15 protein-coding genes are annotated in these 21,900 nt (G+C 62.2%); 10 read left to right on the top strand and 5 right to left on the bottom strand.

Features of this window, described 5'->3' with window-relative positions:
• Positions 1-94 precede the first annotated feature (94 nt).
• Positions 95-2,836, bottom strand: a complete 2,742-nt coding sequence (gene acnA / locus KCG88_RS25105; RefSeq protein WP_047284949.1) for an aconitate hydratase AcnA — start codon at positions 2,834-2,836, stop codon at positions 95-97.
• 208 nt (positions 2,837-3,044) lie between these two features.
• Here acnA and rlmM point away from each other — a divergent pair, with 208 nt between their 5' ends.
• Both rlmM and tusA read left to right on the top strand, forming a co-directional pair.
• Entirely contained in the window at positions 3,045-4,118 is a 1,074-nt protein-coding gene (gene rlmM / locus KCG88_RS25100; RefSeq protein WP_015634804.1) for a 23S rRNA (cytidine(2498)-2'-O)-methyltransferase RlmM, read from the top strand.
• A 192-nt stretch (positions 4,119-4,310) separates the two neighbouring features.
• A complete protein-coding gene (gene tusA / locus KCG88_RS25095; protein ID WP_011060251.1) occupies positions 4,311-4,562 on the top strand; it encodes a sulfurtransferase TusA in 252 nt (83 codons plus the stop codon).
• On the opposite strand, the gene KCG88_RS25090 is transcribed toward tusA, so the two are convergent.
• Positions 4,559-5,968 carry an MATE family efflux transporter gene (locus KCG88_RS25090; protein WP_047284950.1) on the bottom strand — a complete coding sequence of 470 codons (1,410 nt, stop codon included), beginning with the start codon at positions 5,966-5,968 and terminating at the stop codon, positions 4,559-4,561. The two genes, tusA and KCG88_RS25090, sit on opposite strands and share 4 nt — an antisense overlap.
• 190 nt (positions 5,969-6,158) lie before the next feature.
• Between KCG88_RS25090 and pdxB the strand changes: the two genes are divergently transcribed.
• On the top strand, positions 6,159-7,301 hold the full coding sequence (gene pdxB, locus KCG88_RS25085; protein ID WP_210713347.1) for a 4-phosphoerythronate dehydrogenase PdxB: 1,143 nt from the start codon (positions 6,159-6,161) through the stop codon (positions 7,299-7,301).
• A 57-nt stretch (positions 7,302-7,358) separates the two neighbouring features.
• On the opposite strand, the gene KCG88_RS25080 is transcribed toward pdxB, so the two are convergent.
• Positions 7,359-7,538: a PA1571 family protein gene (locus KCG88_RS25080; protein ID WP_011060254.1), complete on the bottom strand. Its 180-nt coding sequence runs from the start codon at positions 7,536-7,538 to the stop codon at positions 7,359-7,361.
• Positions 7,539-7,797: 259 nt separating this feature from the next.
• Here KCG88_RS25080 and KCG88_RS25075 point away from each other — a divergent pair, with 259 nt between their 5' ends.
• Positions 7,798-9,561, top strand: coding sequence for an ABC transporter transmembrane domain-containing protein (locus KCG88_RS25075; RefSeq protein WP_199522589.1), 1,764 nt, complete (start codon positions 7,798-7,800; stop codon positions 9,559-9,561).
• 195 nt (positions 9,562-9,756) lie between these two features.
• On the opposite strand, the gene KCG88_RS25070 is transcribed toward KCG88_RS25075, so the two are convergent.
• Complete coding sequence (locus KCG88_RS25070) at positions 9,757-11,685, bottom strand: transglycosylase SLT domain-containing protein (RefSeq protein WP_047336168.1); 1,929 nt, start codon at positions 11,683-11,685, stop codon at positions 9,757-9,759.
• A gap of 213 nt (positions 11,686-11,898) precedes the next feature.
• Here KCG88_RS25070 and KCG88_RS25065 point away from each other — a divergent pair, with 213 nt between their 5' ends.
• Positions 11,899-13,818 carry an ATP-binding cassette domain-containing protein gene (locus tag KCG88_RS25065; RefSeq protein ID WP_015634808.1) on the top strand — a complete coding sequence of 640 codons (1,920 nt, stop codon included), beginning with the start codon at positions 11,899-11,901 and terminating at the stop codon, positions 13,816-13,818.
• Between the two features lie 95 nt (positions 13,819-13,913).
• On the opposite strand, the gene KCG88_RS25060 is transcribed toward KCG88_RS25065, so the two are convergent.
• Positions 13,914-14,351 carry a universal stress protein gene (locus KCG88_RS25060; protein ID WP_011060258.1) on the bottom strand — a complete coding sequence of 146 codons (438 nt, stop codon included), beginning with the start codon at positions 14,349-14,351 and terminating at the stop codon, positions 13,914-13,916.
• Positions 14,352-14,451: 100 nt separating this feature from the next.
• On the opposite strand from KCG88_RS25060, the gene KCG88_RS25055 reads away from it, so the two are divergent.
• The 5 genes from KCG88_RS25055 to topA all read left to right on the top strand — a co-directional run bounded on the left by KCG88_RS25055 (position 14,452) and on the right by topA (position 21,858).
• The gene (locus KCG88_RS25055; RefSeq protein WP_047284959.1) at positions 14,452-14,889 is read left to right on the top strand and encodes a hypothetical protein; all 438 of its coding nucleotides are present in this window, start codon (positions 14,452-14,454) and stop codon (positions 14,887-14,889) included.
• Between the two features lie 555 nt (positions 14,890-15,444).
• Positions 15,445-17,592 (top strand): fatty acid oxidation complex subunit alpha FadB, encoded by a 2,148-nt coding sequence (fadB, locus tag KCG88_RS25050; protein ID WP_210713346.1) that lies wholly within the window; start codon positions 15,445-15,447, stop codon positions 17,590-17,592.
• A gap of 28 nt (positions 17,593-17,620) precedes the next feature.
• On the top strand, positions 17,621-18,796 hold the full coding sequence (gene fadA, locus KCG88_RS25045; protein WP_047284962.1) for an acetyl-CoA C-acyltransferase FadA: 1,176 nt from the start codon (positions 17,621-17,623) through the stop codon (positions 18,794-18,796).
• 98 nt (positions 18,797-18,894) lie between these two features.
• Complete coding sequence (locus tag KCG88_RS25040; protein ID WP_019093731.1) at positions 18,895-19,131, top strand: DUF1653 domain-containing protein; 237 nt, start codon at positions 18,895-18,897, stop codon at positions 19,129-19,131.
• A 114-nt stretch (positions 19,132-19,245) separates the two neighbouring features.
• Positions 19,246-21,858, top strand: coding sequence for a type I DNA topoisomerase (topA, locus tag KCG88_RS25035; protein ID WP_011060262.1), 2,613 nt, complete (start codon positions 19,246-19,248; stop codon positions 21,856-21,858).
• Positions 21,859-21,900: the final 42 nt, after the last annotated feature.

Genomic DNA, 21,900 nt, shown 5'->3' with positions numbered 1-21,900 from the left:
TCAGATTTGGTGGGCGCGCAGTATAACCCCCTCACCCAGGCACGGCAGCCCAATGCAAAACACCGCCCGAAGGCGGTGTTTTTTCAAGGCAGCGTCAGGAAGCAATCAGTTGCCGGAGAACGTAGTGCAGGATCCCGCCGGACTTGAAGTATTCCACTTCATTCAAGGTGTCGATGCGGCACAGCACCTCGATCTTCTCCTGGCTGCCATCCTCACGGGTGATCACCAGGGTCAGGTTCATCCGCGGCGTCAGTTCCGTACCGCTGAGGCCGAGAATGTCCAGGGTTTCCTTGCCGGTCAGCTTCAGGCTCTTGCGGTTCTGGTCCAGCTTGAACTGCAAGGGCAGGACGCCCATGCCCACCAGGTTGGAACGGTGGATACGCTCGAAGCTTTCGGCGATCACCGCCTTGACCCCCAGCAGGTTGGTGCCTTTGGCTGCCCAGTCGCGGCTCGAACCGGTGCCGTATTCCTGGCCGGCGATCACCACCAGCGGCGTGCCGTCGGCCTGATAGCGCATGGCTGCGTCATAGATCGCCAACTTCTCGCCGGTGGGAATGTACAAGGTGTTGCCACCTTCCTCGCCGCCGAGCATTTCGTTGCGAATGCGGATGTTGGCGAAGGTGCCGCGCATCATCACTTCGTGGTTGCCGCGGCGTGAGCCGTAGGAGTTGAAGTCCCGCGGTTCCACGCCCTTGTCCCGCAGGTAGCGGCCAGCCGGGCTGTCGGCCTTGATGTTGCCGGCCGGGGAGATGTGGTCGGTGGTCACCGAGTCCCCCAGCAGGGCCAGTACCCGGGCGCCGCTGACATCGGTGATCTGCGGCAGCGGGCCGGCGATGTCATCGAAGAACGGCGGGTGCTGGATATAGGTGGAGTCGTCCTGCCACACATAAGTGGCGGCCTGCGGCACTTCGATGGCTTGCCACTGTGCATCCCCGGCGAACACTTCGGCGTACTCCTTGTGGAACATCCGGGTGTTGACCTGGGCCACGGCGTCGGCGATCTCCTTGCTGCTGGGCCAGATGTCCCGCAGGTACACTGGCTGGCCGTCCTTGCCCTGGCCCAGAGGTTCGCTGCTGATGTCGATGCGCACCGTGCCCGCCAGGGCATAGGCCACGACCAGGGGCGGCGAGGCCAGCCAGTTGGTTTTCACCAGTGGATGCACCCGGCCCTCGAAGTTGCGGTTGCCCGACAGCACCGAGGCGACGCTGAGGTCGGCCTGTTGGATGGCTTTCTCGATCGGCTCCTGCAGCGGGCCGGAGTTGCCGATGCAGGTGGTGCAGCCGTAGCCCACCAGATCGAAGCCCAGTTGGTCCAGGTAGGGCGTCAGGCCGGCAGCCTTGTAGTAGTCGGTCACCACCTTGGAGCCCGGGGCCAGCGAGCTCTTGACCCAGGGTTTGCGTTGCAGGCCTTTTTCCACGGCCTTCTTCGCCACCAGGCCGGCGGCCATCATGACGCTGGGGTTGGAGGTGTTGGTGCAGGAGGTGATGGCCGCGATCACCACGGCACCGTTTTTCAGGCGATAGGTCTGGCCGTCGTACTGGTAGTCGGCTTCTCCCACCAGGTCCGCATTGCCCACCGCCACACCACCGCCACCTTCGCTTTCCAGGCGGCCTTCTTCCTTGCTGGTGGGTTTGAACTGCAGGTCGAGAAAGTCAGTGAAAGCCTGGGCAACGTTGGGCAGTGCAACCCGGTCCTGCGGTCGTTTGGGGCCGGCGAGGCTGGCTTCTACGGTGCCCATGTCCAGCGCCAGGCTGTCGGTGAATACCGGCTCCTTGCCCGGCAGGCGCCACAGGCCCTGGGCCTTGCTGTAGGCCTCCACCAGTTTCACCAGCTCGCTCGGACGGCCGGACAGGCGCAGGTAGTCCAGGGTGATCTCATCCACCGGGAAGAAGCCGCAGGTGGCGCCGTACTCCGGCGCCATGTTGGCGATGGTGGCGCGGTCCGCCAGGGGCAGGTCGGCCAGGCCGTCACCGTAGAACTCGACGAATTTGCCGACCACGCCTTTCTTGCGCAGCATCTGGGTCACCGTCAGCACCAGGTCGGTGGCGGTGATGCCTTCCTTGAGCTTGCCGGTGAGCTTGAAGCCGATGACTTCGGGAATCAGCATCGACACCGGCTGGCCGAGCATCGCCGCCTCGGCTTCGATCCCGCCCACGCCCCAGCCCAGTACGCCAAGGCCATTGATCATGGTGGTGTGGGAGTCGGTGCCCACCAGGGTGTCGGGGAAGGCATAGGTGCGGCCGTCCTCGTCCTTGGTCCAGACCGTGCGCCCCAGGTATTCCAGGTTGACCTGGTGGCAGATGCCGGTGCCCGGCGGTACCACGCTGAAGTTGTCGAAGGCGCTCTGGCCCCAGCGCAGGAAGGCATAGCGCTCGCCGTTGCGTTGCATCTCGATGTCGACGTTCTGCTCGAAGGCGCTGCTGCTGGCGAACTTGTCCACCATCACCGAATGGTCGATCACCAGGTCCACTGGTGAAAGCGGGTTGATCCGCTGCGGATCGCCACCGGCCTTGGCCATGGCGGCGCGCATGGCGGCCAGGTCGACCACCGCCGGTACCCCAGTGAAGTCTTGCATCAGCACCCGCGCGGGGCGGTATTGGATCTCGCGGTCGGAGCGGCGCTCCTTGAGCCAGGCCGCGATGGCCTTGAGGTCGGCGCCGGTGACGGTCTTGTCGTCCTCCCAGCGCAACAGGTTTTCCAGCAGGACTTTCAGCGACATGGGCAGGGTGTCGATATCGCCCAGGCTCCTGGCGGCGTCCGGCAGGCTGAAATAGTGATAAGTCTTGTCGTCGACTTTCAGGGTTTTAAGGGTTTTCAGGCTATCGAGGGATGGCATTGAATGACTCCTTGTGGCCCGCACGGCTACGGGCCTGTGATACGGACAGAGAGTTAACCTAGCTCTGTTTGGCGCTTATGGCTAATCACTGGACTGCTGGCGCAAGTCCAAGGTTCCGAACTCGGTTATCATGCGCCGGTTTTCGTGACAGGCTTTGCTACAGGGCAGGTTTGCGCATCGATTCATCGCCATTTGCCCAGGAGATTCAATGAACACCCTGTTTATCCATTGCCGGCCCGGCTTCGAGGGCGAAGTCTGCTCCGAGATCGCCGATCACGCGGCCCGGCTGAATGTCGCCGGTTATGCCAAGGCCAAGCCCAGCACCGCCTGCGCCGAGTTCATCTGCACCGAGGACGACGGGGCCCAGCGTCTGATGCAGGGCCTGCGCTTCCCGGAGCTGATCTTTCCCCGGCAGTGGGCCCGGGGCGGCTTCATCGACCTGCCGGAAACCGACCGCATCAGCGTGATTCTTGCCTACCTGGCCAACTTCCCGCAGTGCGGCAGCCTGTGGCTGGAAGTGGTGGACACCAACGATGGCAAGGAACTGTCCAACTTCTGCAAGAAGTTCGAAGCCCCCCTGCGCAAGGCCCTGACCGCTGCCGGCAAGCTGGTGGACGACGCGACCAAGCCGCGCTTGTTGCTGACCTTCAAGAGCGGTCGGGAAGTCTTTGTCGGCCTGGCTGATGCCGGCAACTCAGCCATGTGGCCCATGGGTATTCCACGGCTGAAATTCCCCCGGGAAGCGCCGAGCCGCTCGACCCTGAAGCTGGAAGAGGCCTGGCACCATTTCATTCCTCGGGACCAGTGGGACGAGCGTCTGCATGGCGACATGACCGGCGTCGACCTGGGGGCTGCCCCGGGTGGCTGGACCTGGCAACTGGTCAACCGCGGCATGCTGGTGACCGCCGTGGACAACGGCCCCATGGCTGAAAGCCTGATGGACACCGGCCTGGTGCAGCACCTGATGGCGGACGGCTTTACCTACAAACCCAGGCAGCCGGTGGACTGGATGGTCTGCGACATCGTCGAGAAACCGGCGCGCAACGCCGCGCTGCTGGAGACCTGGATCGGCGAGGGGCACTGCCGTGAGGCGGTGGTCAACCTCAAGCTGCCGATGAAGCAGCGCTATGCCGAAGTGAAGCGCTTGCTGGAACGCATCGAAGAAGGCTTCAAGGCCCGGGGCATTCGCGTGGCCATTGGCTGCAAGCAGCTGTACCACGACCGCGAGGAAGTCACCTGCCACCTGCGGCGCCTGGATCTGAAAAAGCCCAAGTCGGCGTAGTACCCGCAACACCGCCCGCTTACTGGTCGGAGCCGGCTTGCCGGCGAAAAAGGCCCCGCACTGGTGCAAGGCGTGAGGAAGACTTGGCTGGCAAGCCAGTTCCTACGGCAGGACCGGGGCCGTGGAATAACGGCAACAGATGAACCGATGGCGGCATTGCGCGACAATGCCGGCCAGTTTCAGGAGTGATTCATGAGTCAGATTATTGATACGCCGGTTGACGGCACCCTCGACGCCACCGGCCTCAACTGCCCGGAGCCGGTGATGATGCTGCACCAGCACATCCGCGACCTGCCGCCAGGCGGGCTGTTGAAGGTGATTGCCACCGACCCCTCCACCCGCCGCGACATTCCCAAGTTCTGCGTGTTTCTCGACCATGAACTGGTAGCGCAGCAGGAAGAGGCAGGCACCTACCTCTACTGGATCCGCAAGAAGCTCGATTAACCCGCCGAGCGGCTGATGCGGATCTGCTTGCGCGCGCTGCGGGTCAGGCGGATCGACAGCATCAGCGCCGCGCAGCTCAAGCCCACGATCAGGCCTTCCCACAGGCCGCTCGGGCCCCGCGCCGGGCCAAACCAGTCGGTCAGGCCCAGGGTGTAGCCCACCGGCAAGCCAATCCCCCAGTAGGCGAACAGGGTCAGGATCATGGTCACCCGAGTGTCCTGATAGCCGCGCAATGCGCCGGCCGCCGTGACCTGGATGCCATCGGAAAACTGGAACAGCGCCGCATACACAATCAGCATCGAAGCGACCTGAATCACCATTGGGTCGGTGGTGTAGATGGTGGCGATGGGTTCGCGCAGGAAGAACATCAGGCTCGCCGAAAGGCAGGCGTAGGCCAGTGACGTGGCCATGCCGACGCCGGCGCTGAAGCGCGCGTTGCGTGGCTGCTGGCGTCCCAGGGCCTGGCCGACCCGCACGGTCACCGCCATGGCCAGGGAGTAGGGAATCATGAACATCAGGGCGCTGACGTTGAGGGCGATCTGGTGCCCGGCCACCACCGTGGCCCCCAGGCTGCCGATCAGCAGGGCGATCACCGCGAAAATGCTCGATTCGGCGAACACTGCAATGCCGATGGGCAGGCCGATGCTCAGCAAGCGCCCGATCATCGCCCCTTGCGGCCAGTCGAAGCGGCTGAACAACTGGATCTTGCGGTAGGCCGGTGCCCAGAAAATCCAGCCGGCCATGCCCAGCATCATGGCCCACATCACGATGGCCGTGGCCCAGCCACAACCGACGCCGCCCATGGCCGGTACACCGAAATGGCCATAGATGAAGATGTAGTTGATGGGGATGTTCAGGGCCAGGCCTCCCAGGCCGATGACCATGCTCGGCACCGTGCGGCCCAGGCCATCGCTGAGGCAGCGCAGCACGTAGTACAGCGCTACCGCCGGCAAACCGCTGGCGATGCCGTGCAGGTAGCCCATGCAGGGCTGAATCAGTTCAGGATCGACATTCATCAGATGCAGCACCGGCTCGGCACTGATCAGTATCAGCAGGGCCGAGATCCCGGCCACCAGGGCGAGCCACAGCGCCTGGCGCACCAGCGGGCCGATCTCGTGCAGGTTGCCGGCGCCGAAGCGCTGCGCCACCTTGGGCGTGGTGGCCAGCAGGGTGCCGGTCATCAACAGGAACACCGGAATCCAGATCGAGTTGCCCAGGGCGACGGCTGCCAGATCCCGCGGGCCGACCCGGCCGGCCATCACGGCATCGACAAAGCCCATGGCGGTGGTGGCCACCTGGGCAATCATGATGGGCAGGGCCAGTACCAGCAGGTCATGCAGTTCACGGCCGACCCGGGCAGGGCGGCTGGTGGCGGTGGCGGCAGGGGAGTCAGTCACGGAATTCACGGGGCGTAGCGTCCATAGGTGGTGTTGCGCAGGACGCGACAGTCTACGCGTTGACATCTCAGTCAGGAAAACATCCCGTGTTGTGGATTTGTAAGCGCAGGGGGTGGTGAAAATGCCGGTTGGTGTACATGCCGTGCTAGCCCGGCCTGGCATCTGCGCCTACACTGCGGCTCCGCCAGAGGAGCCTGCCATGTTGATTGTTGCCGACGAAAATATCCCCCTGATCGAAGAGTTCTTTGCCGGTTTCGGCGAGATCCGGCGTTTCCCCGGGCGCGCCATTGACCGGGCGACCGTGGCGCAGGCAGATGTGTTGCTGGTGCGTTCGGTGACCCAGGTCGATCGCCGGTTGCTGGAAGGCAGCCCAGTGCGGTTTGTCGGCACCTGCACCATCGGCACCGATCACTTGGACCTGGAATATTTCCAGCAGGCCGGGATCACCTGGTCCAGTGCCCCGGGCTGCAATGCCCGCGGCGTGGTGGACTATTTGCTGGGCAGCCTGCTGACCCTGGCCGAGATCGAAGGCGTGGACCTGGCGCAGCGTTGCTATGGCGTGGTCGGTGCCGGTGAAGTGGGTGGGCGCCTGATCGAGGTGCTGCGCGGCCTGGGCTGGAATGTGCTGGTCTGCGATCCGCAGCGGCAGGCGGCGGAAGGCGGCGACTATGTCAGCCTGGAGCAATTGCTTGAGCGTTGCGATGTCATCAGCCTGCACACGCCCCTGACCAAGAGCGGGCCAGACTCCACCTGGCACCTGCTGGATCGCCAGCGGCTGAGCCGGCTCAGGCACGGCACCTGGCTGATCAACGCTGCCCGTGGCCCGGTGGTGGATAACCGGGCCCTGGCTGAGGTGCTGCGCCAGCGCGAGGACTTGCAGGCGGTGCTGGATGTCTGGGAAGAGGAGCCGACGGTGGATGCTTCCCTGGCGGACCTCTGCGTGCTGGCGACGCCGCATATCGCCGGTTACAGCCTGGACGGCAAGCAACGGGGCACGGCGCAGATCTACCAGGCCTACTGCCGTTTCCTCGGGCAGGCCGAGCAGGTCAGCCTGTCGGCCTTGCTGCCGGCGCCCTGGGTGCCTCAGGTCAGCCTGAATGCCAATGCGGATCCGGCCTGGGCCCTGGCGATGATCTGCCGTGCCGTGTATGACCCGCGTCGCGACGATGCGGATTTTCGCCGTAGCCTGTCGGACGATGTAGCTCAGCAGCGCAGCGCTTTCGATGGTCTGCGCAAGCATTATCCGGAGCGCCGTGAGATCGACGGCCTGGAAGTGCGCATCCAGGGCCAGTCCGCGGTCTTGAGCCGGATCGTCCGTGCCTTGGGTGCCAGGGAAGCCTGAAGTCGCGCATAAAAAACCCGGCTGCAAGGCCGGGTCAAGAGGACGTGAGGCTATGTGTCAATCTTGCCGAGCAGGCTTGACCAGTCGCTTTTCCAGTTCGCGGCAGGCGTTCTGGATCATGTCTTCAGTAATAGGTACTTCGCGACCCTGGGCGTCGATGATGGCACACCCCAGAGACTGGTTCGGCTGGGTACGGATCACTTGAATCTTGTCATTGCTGCTGTGTTGCAAGGACATGGCCTGTCTCCTCATCAGGTTGTGTGCTTACTTTAGAATGGCCGGGTGACCAAGCTGTTACAGACCGCCGCGAGGGCTGGCCCGGCGACTTCACTCCAACAGAAATACCTGGGGAGTGCCAGCCACGGATTAGACCGATAATCTCTAGGCTCTAGTGTCAGCGGTCATAATCAACCTGACTCATTGTGATTTACCAAAGTTCCTGCGAATTCATTTCGTTGTCGTCGCTGCAACGAACGGCTCGCTGGTGCGTCAATGGATGAACAGCATGCTTTCTTCTCGTCACCGCCGGGCGCTGCATCTGGCCAGCCGCTTTGTCGCTCCCTACCGTTGGCAGGCGCTTGGCGCCTTGCTGGCACTGATAGTTACCGCCGGCATTACCCTGTCCATGGGGCAGGGCATTCGCCTGTTGGTGGACCAGGGCTTCATGACTCAATCGCCCCATCTGTTGAACCAGTCCATCGGCCTGTTCCTGCTGCTGGTGCTGGCGCTGGCGGTGGGCACCTTTGTGCGCTTTTATCTGGTGTCGTGGATTGGCGAGCGTTGCGTGGCGGATATCCGTCGCCAGGTGTTCAACCACCTGATCTACCTGCATCCCGGGTTCTACGAAAACAACCGCAGCTCGGAAATCCAGTCGCGCTTGACCGCTGACACCACCTTGCTGCAATCGGTGATCGGGTCTTCGCTGTCGCTGTTTTTGCGCAATGCGCTGATGGTGCTGGGGGGGATCGTGCTGCTGTTTGTCACCAACCCCAAGCTCACCAGCATTGTGGTCATCGCCTTGCCGCTGGTGCTGGCGCCAATCCTGATCTTCGGTCGGCGGGTGCGCAGCCTGTCGCGCTTGAGCCAGGACCGGATTGCCGATGTCGGCAGCTATGTCTCGGAAACCCTGGGCCAGATCAAGACGGTCCAGGCCTATAACCACCAATCCCAGGATGAACGGCGGTTTGCCGTGACCGTGGAGCAGGCGTTCGACACGGCGCGCAAGCGGATTGTCCAGCGTGCCTGGCTTATCACTCTGGTGATCGTCCTGGTGCTGGGGGCGGTGGGGGTGATGCTCTGGGTCGGTGGCATGGACGTGATTGCCGGGCGCATCTCCGGCGGCGAGCTGGCGGCATTCGTCTTCTACAGTCTGATTGTCGGCAGTGCCTTCGGCACCCTGAGCGAAGTGATCGGCGAGTTGCAGCGCGCGGCCGGTGCGGCGGAGCGGATTGCCGAATTGTTGCGGGCAGACAATATCATCCAGCCGCCCGCCGACGGGCTGGTAAGCCTGCCGGCGCGTGTGCGGGGTGATCTGGAGCTGGACGGTCTGCGGTTTTCCTATCCGTCGCGGCCCGACCGCTTCGCGATCGATGGTTTGAGCCTGAGCATCCGGGCCGGAGAAACCCTGGCGTTGGTGGGGCCTTCCGGGGCCGGTAAATCCACTCTTTATGATCTGTTGCTGCGCTTCTACGACCCGCAGCAGGGAAGGATCCTGCTGGATGGCATGGCCCTGACCCAGCTCGACCCGCTGGACCTGCGCCGCTGCTTCGCCCTGGTTTCGCAAAGCCCGGCGCTGTTCTACGGCAGCATCGAGGAGAACATTCGCTACGGCAATCCCGAAGCGACCCTGGCCCAGGTCCAGGAAGCGGCGAAAATCGCCTATGCCCATGAGTTCATCGAACAGATGCCCGAGGGTTACCAGACCCACCTGGGGGATGCCGGGCTTGGCCTTTCCGGCGGCCAGCGCCAGCGCCTGGCGATAGCCCGTGCCTTGCTGGTGGACGCGCCGATCCTGCTACTGGACGAAGCCACCAGTGCCCTGGACGCGCAAAGCGAGCATCTGATCCAGCAGGCCTTGCCCAGCCTGATGAAGAACCGCACCACCCTGGTGATCGCCCATCGCCTGGCCACGGTGAAGAATGCCGACCGGATCGCGGTCATGGACCAGGGCAGGCTGGTCGCGGTGGGTACCCACCAGCAACTGATTGCCAGCAACCCCTTGTATGCGCGCCTGGCGGCCCTGCAATTCAGCGACGGCTGAGCCTGATCCCTGTAGCCGCTCCCGAGCTTGCGAGGCTGCGCACGAGGACGTAGTCCTCGCCACCGTAGCGAGCGCTTTACGGCGCACTTCGCGCTCGGTCGCAGGCTCGGCAGCGGCTACAGGTAATGGGGTGTTGTTGGGGTAGATACAAAAATGCCCGCATTGCTGCGGGCATTTTTTGTTGTGGGCCGGCGCTTACTGATCGTCGAAGTAGCGTTCGTGCCAGTCCACCAGGGGCTGCGGCGAATTGAGCTTCTGGCCGTAGATCACCGAGTAGGACAGTACGTTCTGCACGTACTGGCGGGTTTCGTCGAAAGGAATGCTTTCGACCCAGACATCGAAACTCAGGTGGTCGGCCCCCTTGAGCCACTGGCGCACCCGCCCGGGGCCGGCGTTGTAGGCGGCGGAAGCCAGTACCCGGTTGCCGTTGAACTGGCTGTGGACCTGGCTCAGGTAGGCGGCGCCCAACTGGATGTTCTTGTCCGGGTCCAGCACTTGCTGGGGCGAGGCCAGGGGAATGCTGAATTTGCGCGCGGTTTCCTTGGCGGTACCGGGCATCAGTTGCATCAGGCCGCTGGCGCCGACGCCGGAACGGGCGTCGTCCATGAAGGCGCTTTCCTGGCGGGTAATGGCGAACACCCAGCTGGAATGCAGGCCGCGAACCTTGGCTTCGCGTACCAAGGTGTCGCGGTGGGCCATGGGGAAGCGGATGTCCAGGTCATCCCAGTACTGGGCCTGGCTGATGGTGCGAATGGCCGGGAAGTACCATTTCAGGTCGTAGGCCAGCTTGGCCTGGGCAACCATTTCGTCGCGGTTGAAATGCCGGCTGACGTGGTACCACTCGCGGCGGCCGTCGACGATCTGCCCGCGGGCATGCAGCTCCAGGGCGCGGCGCACGCCTGGGGTGTTGCGTACCTTGTTGATCACGGCCTGGCTGAGCATCAGCGGCTGGTTGTTGAGCTGGTAGGGCGCCTTGGCGTGATCGGCGGCAAGGAAGCCATAGAAATCCCGCTCCCGCGCCAGGCCCTTGAACAATACCTGGGCCTGAGGGTTCTTCGGTTCGGCCAGTTCCAGGCTACGGGCCTGCCAGTAGCGCCAGCGGTTGGTGGTGGCCAGGTCCTGGGGCAGCTTGCGGGTCAGCTGGTAGGCGTCTTCCCAGCGCGCCAGGCGCAGCAGCAGGCGCAGGCGCCATTCGGAGACGGTGTTGTCCCGCAGCTCGGGATCGTACTTGGTCATCACGTCCAGAGCGCGGCTGTCGAAGCGCCGTGCCAGGGTCAGGCCGATCTCGCGGGCAATGGCCACTTTTTCGTCACGGGAAAAGTGCATGCTGCTGGCATAGCCATCCAGCAGGGCCATGGCCTTGTCCGGATCCTGGCGCGCCAGGCGGCGCAGGCCGAGGCCAACCACGTCGGACATGGCTTCATCGGCAGGCTGGAAGCGCGAGGGCTGGCTCAGCAGTTCGGGTTTTTGCGCCACGTCCACCAGCAGGCGGCCCTGGGGCGCCAGGGTGGTCATGCTCTTTACCAGGCTGTTGGCCAGGGGGTAGTTGCGGGCCTCGGCGGCCAGTTTGGCTCGCTGCCAGCGCTTCTGTTCGGTCAACTGGCCTTCGGCGGCCCACTGGGCGAACAGCGCGTCGCAGGCAGCAGGTTGGGATTTGCCGGTCAGCCAGAGCTTCTCGGTGGCGGCGTAGCCTTCGGCCTTGAGGTTGTGCCCCAGCTGGTACTGGCCATTGAGGCAGTCCAGTTCGGTGAAGTTGAGTTTCGGATCGTAGTACTTGGTGAAGGTCGCCCAGTCGCCGCGTTCGGCCAGCCAGCGCAACCAGCGCAGTTTCATCCAGTTGGCCTGGGGCAGGTCGCCATGTTCGGCAAGGAACTTCTCGATCTCGGAATTGCTGGCGGATTTCAGCCGGGCCGTGAGCTCGTCGTAGGCCAGGTAGGGCTCCAGCGGATAGTCGCGCAGCGCATCGGCATAACGAAAATAGGGGCCGGAATCGCCTTTGGCCAGGGCGCGCTTGGCTTCATCGTAGTACTGGCGCTGTAGAGTCAGGTCTGCCGCCTGGGCGCAGTGGACGGCCGAGGCGGAAAGAAGCAGGCAAGATAAAACACTGAAAAGGCGACTGCGCATGAGACATCCGGGCAGAGAAATCATGACAAGTGCCGACAGGGCCAACACTGATTGCTCACTAGCTTAGCCTTTTGCCAGCAACCGGTGAAAGCTTTGCCGGCCTGCTGGCATCAGTTGGCAACAAATGTGTTGCGAGCGCCTTCGTGGGCGAAATACCCGGCCTTCTGCGGGCTCAACTCAGGTAGAATGCGCGCCCGGTTTTTGGAGAAGAACATGACCCTGCTCAAATTCAGCGATGTGTCCCTTGCTTTCGGCGCCATGCCGTTGTTGGACAAGGTGTCCTGGCAGATCGCCCGTGGTGAGCGGGTGTGCATCATCGGCCGTAACGGTACTGGCAAATCCAGCATGATGAAGCTGGTCAAGGGCGATCAGAAGCCCGACGACGGCTCCGTATGGCGCGCACCCGGTCTGAAGATCGGCGAATTGCCCCAGGAATTGCCGGTGGCCGACGAGCGGACCGTGTTCGACGTGGTCGCCCAGGGCCTGGACGGTGTCGGCGAGTTGCTGGCCCAGTACCACCACCTGAGCCAGAACATCGTCACCGACGCCGATCTGGAAAAACTGATGCACGTCCAGCACGACCTCGAAGCCCGTGACGGCTGGCGCCTGCAGCAACTGGTGGACAGCACCCTGAGCCGCCTGCAACTGCCGGCCGACAAGACCCTCGCCGAGTTGTCCGGTGGCTGGCGTCGTCGCGTGCTGCTGGCCCAGGCCCTGGTGTCGGAGCCGGACCTGCTGCTGCTCGACGAGCCCACCAACCACCTGGATATCGGTGCCATCGCCTGGCTGGAAGAGGCGCTGAAGGATTTCCAGGGTGCGGTCCTCTTTATTACCCACGACCGTTCCTTCCTGCAGAACCTGGCCACCCGCATCCTCGAACTGGACCGCGGCGGCCTGATCGACTGGAACGGCGACTACGCCAGCTTCCTGGTGCACAAGGAAGCCATGCTGGCGGCGGAAGAAACCGCCAACGCGCTGTTCGACAAGCGCTTGGCCCAGGAGGAAGTCTGGATTCGCCAGGGCATCAAGGCCCGGCGCACCCGCAACGAAGGCCGCGTGCGCGCCCTCAAGGCGCTGCGTGTCGAGCGCAGCGAACGTCGCGAGCGTACCGGCAAGGCCAATATCCAGCTGGAAACCGCAGACAAGTCCGGCAAGCAGGTGATGGTGCTGGAAAACGTCAGCTTCGCTCACCCGGACGGTCCGTTCCTGGTCAAGGACTTCTCCATGGTCCTGCAGCGCGGCGACCGCATCGGCCTCTTGGGCGCCAACGGTACCGGCAAGACCACGCTGCTCAAGCTGATGCTCGGTGGCCTGGTGCCCAGCAGCGGCAAGGTGGAAGAGGGCACGCGGATCGACGTGGCTTACTTCGACCAGTTACGCCATCAGCTGGATCTGGAAAAGACCGTGATCGACAACGTCGCCGAAGGTCGCGACTTCATCGAGATCGATGGCCAGAGCCGCCACGTGCTGAGCTACCTCGGCGATTTCCTGTTCAGCCCGCAGCGTGCTCGCACGCCGGTCAAGGCGTTGTCTGGCGGTGAGCGTGCGCGGTTGCTGCTGGCCAAGCTGTTCAGCAAACCGGCCAACCTGCTGGTGCTCGATGAACCGACCAACGACCTGGATGTGGAAACCCTCGAACTGCTGGAAGAGGTACTGCTGACCTTCCAGGGCACTGTGCTGATGGTCAGCCACGACCGGGCATTCCTCGACAACGTGGTGACCAGCACCCTGGTCTTCGAAGGCGAAGGCAAGGTGCGCGAGTACGTCGGCGGCTACCAGGACTGGTTGCGCCAGGGCGGTTCGCCGCGGTTGCTGGGAGTGACCGAGAACAAGTCCGGCAAGGCCGAGCTGAATTCTGCAGTGGTGGCGCCGGTACAAGCGGCTCCGGCTCCTGTCCAGGAAGCGCCGGCGGCGAAAAAGAAGCTCAGCTACAAATTGCAGCGCGAGCTTGAGGCCTTGCCGGGCCAGATCGATGCCATGGAGCAGCAGATTGCCGGCGTCGAGGCGGAAATGGCCGACGCTGGTTTCTATCAGCGCCCGGCGGCGGAAACTGCAGCGGTCATTGCCCGCCTTGAGCAACTGAATGCCGAACTGGAGCAGATGGTCGAACGCTGGGCCGAGCTGGATGCCTGAGTGACCGGCTGCTGATAAAAAAGCCCGACTGCAGAGTCGGGCTTTTTTTCAGTGCGCTTGCCAGCTTTTGGGAGCCGGCAACCCTCGGGGCGGGTTCAGCGTTTGACCAGGTGTACGGCCAGCACGTCGCAAGGCGCGCCGTGCAGGACGTCATTGGCTGTGGAGCCCAGCAGCAGGGCCAGGCCATGTCGGCCGTGGCTGCCGACCACGATCAAGTCGCATTCCTGCTCCTTGGCCAGGTGATGGATTTCCTGGCGCGGCTGGCCGTAGGTCAGGTGGCTGTATTCCTTGGTCAGCTCCGGGTACTTGTTGATCAGCCGATCAAGACGCTCCCGGGCCTGGTCGAACTGTTGCTGCTGCAACTGCGAAAGATCCATGGGGACGTCGCCCCCGAAGGCCATGGCCATGGGTTCGACAATGTGCACCAGGGACAGCTTGGCTCCATTGCTCACCGACAGCTCGCGAGCACGGTGGATAACAGGATCGCACTCTTCGGTTAGATCTACGGCGACCAGAATATGGTGGTAGGGCATGAGGTGCTCCTCCTGAGGATTGCAATAGCTTCAAGTATGGCTGGTTTCAAGCGGGTTGGTTTGACCCAGGTCCCGCTCATCAAAAATCGAGAGTACAGATATGACGGTCTGGATAGTGGTGTCAATCCTTGCGGTAGTTCTCAGTCCGCTGGCGTGGTTGCGACCTTCTCGTCGCCAGAGCGGGTTGATTGCCTTGCGCATGGAGGCGCGACGCATGGGCCTGGCCATGCAACTGGCCCCTCAGGAATGGCCGCATTGGCTGGGCCAGGAGCCGCCCAACCCTTGCCCGCAGTATCACCGGCCACGGCGCAGCGGGCAGCCTGTGTGTTGGAGTTATTGGCAGATCGCGCCGGGCAACTGGGTCAATCAGTGGCGCGAGCCCTGTGTCGATGAGCCTCTGCTCAAGCACTTCCTGGCCTTGCCGGCGGGGGTGTTCAAGGTCGAGGCGGACAAGCAGATGATCGCTCTGTACTGGAACGAGCGCGGCGAGGTCAGTGTTTTGCAGGATATTGCCTCGGTGCTCAAGGCGTTGGCCTGAGTCATCCAGGGGAAGGTGCGCGCGGCAATCGCGGGCAGCCGGCAATAAAAAGCCCGATATCAGTATCGGGCGGGGATGGCCAGGCAGGCCGGTAATCTCGTGGCTGCCACCCGGGGTGGCCTCTTGCAGAATGGGGCGGCGCGCCTGTCGCACAAACTGTGCGGCTTCTTCAGATATTTTCCTAGCGTAGTCGCTCTTTCTCCCATTCAGTGGGAGATTTAGGGCGCATTTTCTAAATATAGATCCTATGAATGGTTATGAATGCAGGGGCGTGTTGATCGTCCAGGGAGCAATGGAGTGACCGCAAAGTCGCGTTTCAAACAGCATTTTGGACGATTGACAATTGCTGGATTTTCCCTGAATGTGGCGTACCCAAATCAAACGGGCGTATGAAATGAGCGTTTGCATCGCAGGCGGCTCTATACAGAATCCCGACTATCGCGTTGGCGGGTGTGCCTGGCGGATTGGCGTTAGCATCGACGGTGACGTTAGTGCCATGTCAGAAGTCAGCGTCCGACGTGTACTGTTCAGCTTCCATATCGTGGAGATCAGTTGATGATTTACGAAGGTAAAGCCATCACGGTTAAGGCTCTTGAAAGTGGCATCGTCGAATTGAATTTCGACCTCAAGGGTGAGTCCGTCAACAAGTTCAACCGTCTAACCCTGAATGAATTGCGTCAGGCTGTTGACACCATCAAGGCAGATGCTTCGATCAAGGGCGTGATCGTCAGCAGCGGCAAGGACGTGTTCATCGTCGGCGCCGACATCACCGAGTTTGTCGACAACTTCAAGCTGCCGGATGCCGAGCTGGTGGCAGGCAACCTCGAAGCCAACAAGATCTTCAGCGATTTCGAAGACCTCAACGTGCCTACCGTTGCCGCGATCAATGGCATCGCCTTGGGCGGCGGCCTGGAAATGTGCCTGGCGGCGGACTACCGCGTCATGGCTGCCAGTGCCAAGATCGGCCTGCCGGAAGTCAAGCTGGGCATCTACCCGGGCTTCGGCGGTACCGTGCGCCTGCCGCGCCTGATCGGTGCCGACAACGCCATCGAGTGGATTGCCGCCGGCAAGGAAAACCGTGCTGAAGACGCTCTGAAAGTCGGCGCCGTCGACGCTGTGGTTACTCCTGACAAACTCAAGGACGCCGCTCTGGCCCTGATCAAGCGCGCCATTTCCGGCGAGTTCGACTACAAGGCCAAGCGCCAGCCGAAGCTGGAAAAGCTCAAGCTCAACGCCATTGAGCAGATGATGGCTTTCGAAACCGCCAAAGGTTTCGTGGCCGGCCAGGCTGGCCCGAACTACCCGGCACCGGTCGAAGCGATCAAGACCATTCAGAAAGCCGCCAACTTTGGCCGCGACAAAGCCTTGGAAGTAGAGGCCGCCGGCTTCGTCAAGCTGGCCAAGACCTCTGCTGCGCAAAGCCTGATCGGTCTGTTCCTGAACGATCAGGAACTGAAGAAAAAGGCCAAGGCCTACGACGAAATCGCCAAGGACGTGAAGCAGGCCGCCGTACTCGGCGCCGGTATCATGGGTGGCGGCATCGCCTATCAGTCGGCCTCCAAAGGCACGCCGATCCTGATGAAGGACATCAACGAACACGGCATCGAGCAGGGTCTGGCGGAAGCCGCGAAACTGCTGGTGGGCCGCGTTGACAAAGGCCGCATGACCGCCGCGAAGATGGCCGAAGTGCTCAACGGTATTCGTCCGACCCTGTCCTACGGTGACTTCGGCAACGTCGACCTGGTGGTTGAAGCCGTGGTCGAGAACCCCAAGGTCAAGCAGATCGTGCTGGCTGAAGTGGAAGGCCAGGTCAAGGAGGACACCATCCTGGCGTCCAACACCTCGACCATTTCCATCAGCCTGCTGGCCAAGGCCCTCAAGCGTCCGGAAAACTTCGTCGGCATGCACTTCTTCAACCCGGTGCACATGATGCCGCTGGTGGAAGTGATCCGTGGCGAGAAGTCCAGCGAGCTGGCCGTTGCCACCACCGTTGCCTACGCCAAGAAAATGGGCAAGAACCCGATCGTGGTCAATGACTGCCCGGGCTTTTTGGTCAACCGCGTGCTGTTCCCGTACTTCGGCGGTTTCGCCAAGCTGGTCAGCGCCGGTGTGGACTTCGTACGCATCGACAAGATCATGGAGAAATTCGGCTGGCCAATGGGCCCGGCGTACCTGATGGACGTGGTCGGCATCGACACCGGCCACCACGGTCGCGATGTCATGGCCGAAGGCTTCCCGGATCGCATGAAGGACGATCGCCGCTCGGCCGTGGACGTGCTCTACGAAGCCAAGCGCCTGGGCCAGAAGAACGGCAAGGGCTTCTACGCCTACGAAACCGACAAGAAGGGCAAGCAGAAGAAGGTGGCCGATCCGTCGGTGCTGGAAGTGCTCAAGCCGATTGTCTACGAGCAGCGTGAAGTCACCGACGAAGACATCATCAACTGGATGATGATCCCGTTGTGCCTGGAAACCGTTCGTTGCCTGGAAGATGGCATCGTTGAAACCGCTGCCGAAGCTGACATGGGCCTAGTCTACGGTATTGGTTTCCCTCCATTCCGTGGCGGTGCGCTGCGCTACATCGATTCCATCGGTGTTGCCGAGTTCGTTGCCCTGGCCGACCAGTACGCCGATCTGGGCGCGCTGTACCACCCGACCGCGAAGCTGCGTGAAATGGCCAAGAACGGCCAGAGCTTCTTCGGTTAAGCGCCCACACTAGAGCGAGAGTGAACATATGAGCTTGAATCCTAGAGACGTCGTGATTGTCGACTTCGGTCGTACTCCGATGGGCCGCTCCAAGGGCGGCATGCACCGCAACACCCGCGCCGAAGACATGTCGGCGCACCTGATCAGCAAACTGCTGGAGCGCAACACCAAGGTCGACCCGGCGGAAGTCGAGGACGTGATCTGGGGCTGCGTCAACCAGACCCTGGAGCAGGGCTGGAACATCGCGCGCATGGCGTCGCTGATGACCCAGATCCCGCACACTTCGGCCGGCCAGACCGTCAGCCGCCTGTGTGGCTCGTCCATGAGTGCTTTGCACACTGCCGCGCAAGCGATCATGACCGGCAACGGTGACGTGTTCGTGGTCGGTGGCGTCGAGCACATGGGCCACGTGAGCATGATGCACGGTGTCGATCCGAACCCGCACATGTCCCTGTATGCAGCCAAAGCCTCCGGCATGATGGGCCTGACCGCCGAGATGCTGGGCAAGATGCACGGCATCACCCGTGAGCAGCAGGACGCCTTTGGCGTGCGCTCCCACCAGCTCGCCCACAAGGCGACTGTGGAAGGCAAGTTCAAGGATGAAATCATCCCGATGCAGGGTTACGACGAGAATGGTTTCCTGAAGCTGTTCGACTACGACGAAACCATCCGTCCCGAGACCACCCTGGAGAGCCTGGCGGCCCTGAAGCCGGCGTTCAACCCTAAAGGTGGTACCGTGACTGCCGGTACTTCGTCGCAGATCACCGACGGTGCCTCGTGCATGATCGTGATGTCGGCCCAGCGTGCCCAGGATCTGGGTATCCAGCCGATGGCGGTGATTCGTTCGATGGCTGTTGCAGGTGTGGATCCGGCCATCATGGGCTATGGTCCAGTACCGGCCACGCAGAAAGCCCTGAAGCGCGCGGGCCTGGGCATCAACGATATCGACTTCTTCGAGCTCAACGAAGCTTTCGCTGCACAGGCCCTGCCAGTGCTGAAAGATCTGAAAGTGCTCGACAAGATGAACGAGAAGGTTAACCTGCACGGCGGCGCGATCGCCCTGGGTCACCCGTTCGGTTGCTCCGGTGCACGTATCTCCGGGACCCTGCTCAACGTCATGAAGCAGAATGGCGGCACCTTCGGGGTGTCCACCATGTGCATCGGCCTTGGCCAGGGTATCTCGACCGTCTTCGAACGCGTTTAAGCGTTGGGTTGATGGAAGCCGGGGCCCAGTGCCCCGGTTTTTGTTTTTCTGAAGATTTGTTTGTCTTTATTTTGAAAAAATTGCACGAGGGCCAGAGCATGCAGTTACAACCCGGGCTCTATCAGCATTACAAGGGGCCGCAGTATCGCGTTTTCAGCGTGGCGCGGCACTCGGAAACGGAAGAAGAAGTGGTGTTCTACCAAGCCCTGTATGGGGATTACGGCTTTTGGGTGCGACCCTTGAGCATGTTCCTGGAGTCGGTCGAAGTTGACGGCGAACAGGTCCCGCGCTTTGCTTTGGTGCAGGCCGAACCCAGTCTTTTTTCACCGGCATGAGTACAGGTCGCGCAGTACCCTGCGCTTGACCTCACCCTGTTGCCACTATATATAGCGGTGCCGCGTCAGGCGCCAACCGCCTTTCACTTCTCGAATTCAGGAATTTTCTGATCCATGGGCAAATCGCTGGTCATTGTGGAATCCCCGGCTAAGGCCAAGACCATCAACAAGTACTTGGGTAACCAATACGTGGTGAAGTCGAGTATCGGCCATATCCGAGACCTGCCCACCAGCGGTTCGGCAAGTGCCGCCAAGGAGCCAGCCGCCAAGCGTGGCAAGGCCGCTGCGGGCGAAGCCCCGGCTCTGTCGCCGAAGGAAAAGGCTCGCAAGCAGCTGGTGTCGCGCATGGGCGTCGATCCAGAGCACGGCTGGAAAGCCAAGTACGAAATCCTCCCTGGCAAGGAAAAGGTCATCGAAGAGCTGCGCCGCCTTGCCAAGGATGCCGACACCATCTATCTCGCAACGGACTTGGACCGCGAAGGGGAAGCCATTGCCTGGCACCTGCGGGAAGCCATCGGCGGTGATGACAGCCGCTACAAGCGCGTGGTGTTCAACGAAATCACCAAGAAGGCAATCCAGGAAGCCTTCTCCCAGCCGGGCGAGCTGGACATTGATCGGGTCAATGCCCAGCAGGCGCGACGCTTCCTCGATCGCGTGGTGGGCTACATGGTTTCGCCGCTGCTGTGGGCGAAGATTGCCCGTGGCCTGTCTGCCGGTCGCGTGCAGTCGGTAGCGGTGAAGCTGGTGGTGGAGCGCGAGCGTGAGATTCGTGCCTTCATCCCGGAAGAATACTGGGAAGTACACGCTGACCTGGGCACTGCCAAGGGCTCGAATGTGCGTTTTGAAGTGGCCCGTGAAAACGGTGAAGCCTTCAAGCCGCTCAACGAAGCACAGGCCATGGCCGCCCTGGAGAAGCTCAAGGCCTCGGCCTACAGCGTCGCCAAGCGTGAAGACAAGCCCACCAGCAGCAAGCCGTCGGCGCCGTTCATCACCTCCACCCTGCAGCAGGCTGCGAGCAATCGCCTGGGCTTCGGCGTGAAGAAGACCATGATGATGGCCCAGCGTCTGTATGAAGCCGGCTACATCACCTATATGCGTACCGACTCCACCAACCTCTCGGCCGATGCCGTGGCGATGGCGCGTACCTATATCGAAGACGAGTTCGGCAACAAGTACCTGCCGGCTTCGCCCAATGTCTACAGCAGCAAGGAAGGGGCTCAGGAGGCGCACGAAGCGATTCGTCCGTCCGATGTGAATACCCACCCAAGCAAGCTGTCGGGCATGGAACGTGACGCTGAGCGCCTCTACGAGCTGATCTGGCGCCAGTTCGTCGCCTGCCAGATGCTGCCGGCGCAATACCTGTCCACCACCGTCAGCGTCGCCGCTGGCGACTTCGAGCTGCGTGCCAAGGGCCGCATCCTCAAGTTCGACGGTTACACCCGGGTCATGCCGCAGATGGCCAAGCCGGGCGATGACGATGTTCTGCCGGAAATGGCCCAGGGCGAAGTGCTGAAGCTGATCAAGCTCGATCCGAGCCAGCATTTCACCAAGCCACCGGCGCGTTACTCCGAAGCCAGCCTGGTGAAGGAAATGGAAAAGCGTGGCATTGGTCGTCCTTCGACCTATGCGGCAATCATTTCGACCATCCAGGATCGCGGCTATGTGACCCTGCACAACCGTCGTTTCTATTCGGAAAAGATGGGCGATATCGTCACTGAGCGCCTTTCCGAGAGCTTCTCCAACCTCATGGACTACGGCTTCACCGCTGGCATGGAAGAGAACCTCGACGACGTGGCCCAGGGCGAGCGCGACTGGAAGAACGTCCTCGACGAATTCTACGGCGACTTCAAGAAGAAGCTCGAAGTGGCCGAGGGCGCCGAAAGCGGCATGCGCGCCAACCAGCCAGTAATGACCGATATCCCGTGCCAGACCTGCGGCCGGCCGATGCAGATCCGTACCGCCTCCACCGGCGTGTTCCTCGGCTGCTCGGGCTACAGCCTGCCACCCAAGGAGCGTTGCAAGGCCACCGTCAACCTGGTGCCGGGCGACGAGATTGCCGCGGATGACGAGGGCGAGTCCGAATCCCTGGTGCTGCGCGGCAAGCATCGTTGCCCGATCTGCAGCACGGCGATGGATGCCTACCTGCTGGACGAAAAGCGCAAGCTGCACATCTGCGGCAACAACCCGGATTGCGCCGGCTACGAGATCGAAGAGGGCAGTTACCGGATCAAGGGGTATGAAGGCCCGAGCCTGGAGTGCGATAAGTGTGGCAGCGAGATGCAGCTCAAGACCGGCCGTTTCGGCAAGTTCTTCGGTTGCACCAACCCGACCTGCAAGAACACTCGCAAGCTGCTGAAGAGCGGTGACGCGGCGCCGCCGAAGATGGACCCGGTGAAGATGCCTGAGCTCAAGTGCGAGAAGGTCAACGACACCTACATCCTGCGCGATGGCGCTTCGGGCTTGTTCCTGGCGGCCAGTCAGTTCCCGAAAAACCGCGAGACCCGTGCACCGTTGGTACTGGAATTGATCCCGCACAAGGATGAGATCGATCCCAAGTACCACTTCCTCTGCGAAGCTCCGCAGAAGGACCCGGACGGCCGCCCTGCGGTGGTGCGCTACAGCCGCAAGACCAAGGAGCAGTACGTGCAGACCGAAGTCGACGGCAAGCCGACCGGCTGGCGTGCCTTCTATGACGGCGGTAAATGGAAGGTCGAAGACAAGCGCTAAGTGCTAGGCCTGCCGAGACTGGTTTCTCGGTGTAGCGACCAA

This window comes from Pseudomonas sp. MWU349, assembly GCF_017947325.1.
Lineage (GTDB): Bacteria > Pseudomonadota > Gammaproteobacteria > Pseudomonadales > Pseudomonadaceae > Aquipseudomonas > Aquipseudomonas protegens.
This window is presented reverse-complemented; position numbering and strand designations above follow the sequence as displayed.

Excerpts from the sequence above, each read along its gene's own strand:
- fadB (WP_210713346.1), top strand. The coding sequence starts at position 15,445 with ATGATTTACGAAGGTAAAGCCATCACGGTTAAGGCTCTTGAAAGTGGC.
- KCG88_RS25055 (WP_047284959.1), top strand. The coding sequence starts at position 14,452 with ATGACGGTCTGGATAGTGGTGTCAATCCTTGCGGTAGTTCTCAGTCCG.
- KCG88_RS25065 (WP_015634808.1), top strand. The coding sequence starts at position 11,899 with ATGACCCTGCTCAAATTCAGCGATGTGTCCCTTGCTTTCGGCGCCATG.
- tusA (WP_011060251.1), top strand. The coding sequence starts at position 4,311 with ATGAGTCAGATTATTGATACGCCGGTTGACGGCACCCTCGACGCCACC.
- KCG88_RS25070 (WP_047336168.1), bottom strand. The coding sequence starts at position 11,685 with ATGCGCAGTCGCCTTTTCAGTGTTTTATCTTGCCTGCTTCTTTCCGCC.
- KCG88_RS25040 (WP_019093731.1), top strand. The coding sequence starts at position 18,895 with ATGCAGTTACAACCCGGGCTCTATCAGCATTACAAGGGGCCGCAGTAT.
- topA (WP_011060262.1), top strand. The coding sequence starts at position 19,246 with ATGGGCAAATCGCTGGTCATTGTGGAATCCCCGGCTAAGGCCAAGACC.
- acnA (WP_047284949.1), bottom strand. The coding sequence starts at position 2,836 with ATGCCATCCCTCGATAGCCTGAAAACCCTTAAAACCCTGAAAGTCGAC.
- KCG88_RS25060 (WP_011060258.1), bottom strand. The coding sequence starts at position 14,351 with ATGCCCTACCACCATATTCTGGTCGCCGTAGATCTAACCGAAGAGTGC.
- KCG88_RS25075 (WP_199522589.1), top strand. The coding sequence starts at position 7,798 with ATGAACAGCATGCTTTCTTCTCGTCACCGCCGGGCGCTGCATCTGGCC.
- pdxB (WP_210713347.1), top strand. The coding sequence starts at position 6,159 with ATGTTGATTGTTGCCGACGAAAATATCCCCCTGATCGAAGAGTTCTTT.
- rlmM (WP_015634804.1), top strand. The coding sequence starts at position 3,045 with ATGAACACCCTGTTTATCCATTGCCGGCCCGGCTTCGAGGGCGAAGTC.
- fadA (WP_047284962.1), top strand. The coding sequence starts at position 17,621 with ATGAGCTTGAATCCTAGAGACGTCGTGATTGTCGACTTCGGTCGTACT.
- KCG88_RS25080 (WP_011060254.1), bottom strand. The coding sequence starts at position 7,538 with ATGTCCTTGCAACACAGCAGCAATGACAAGATTCAAGTGATCCGTACC.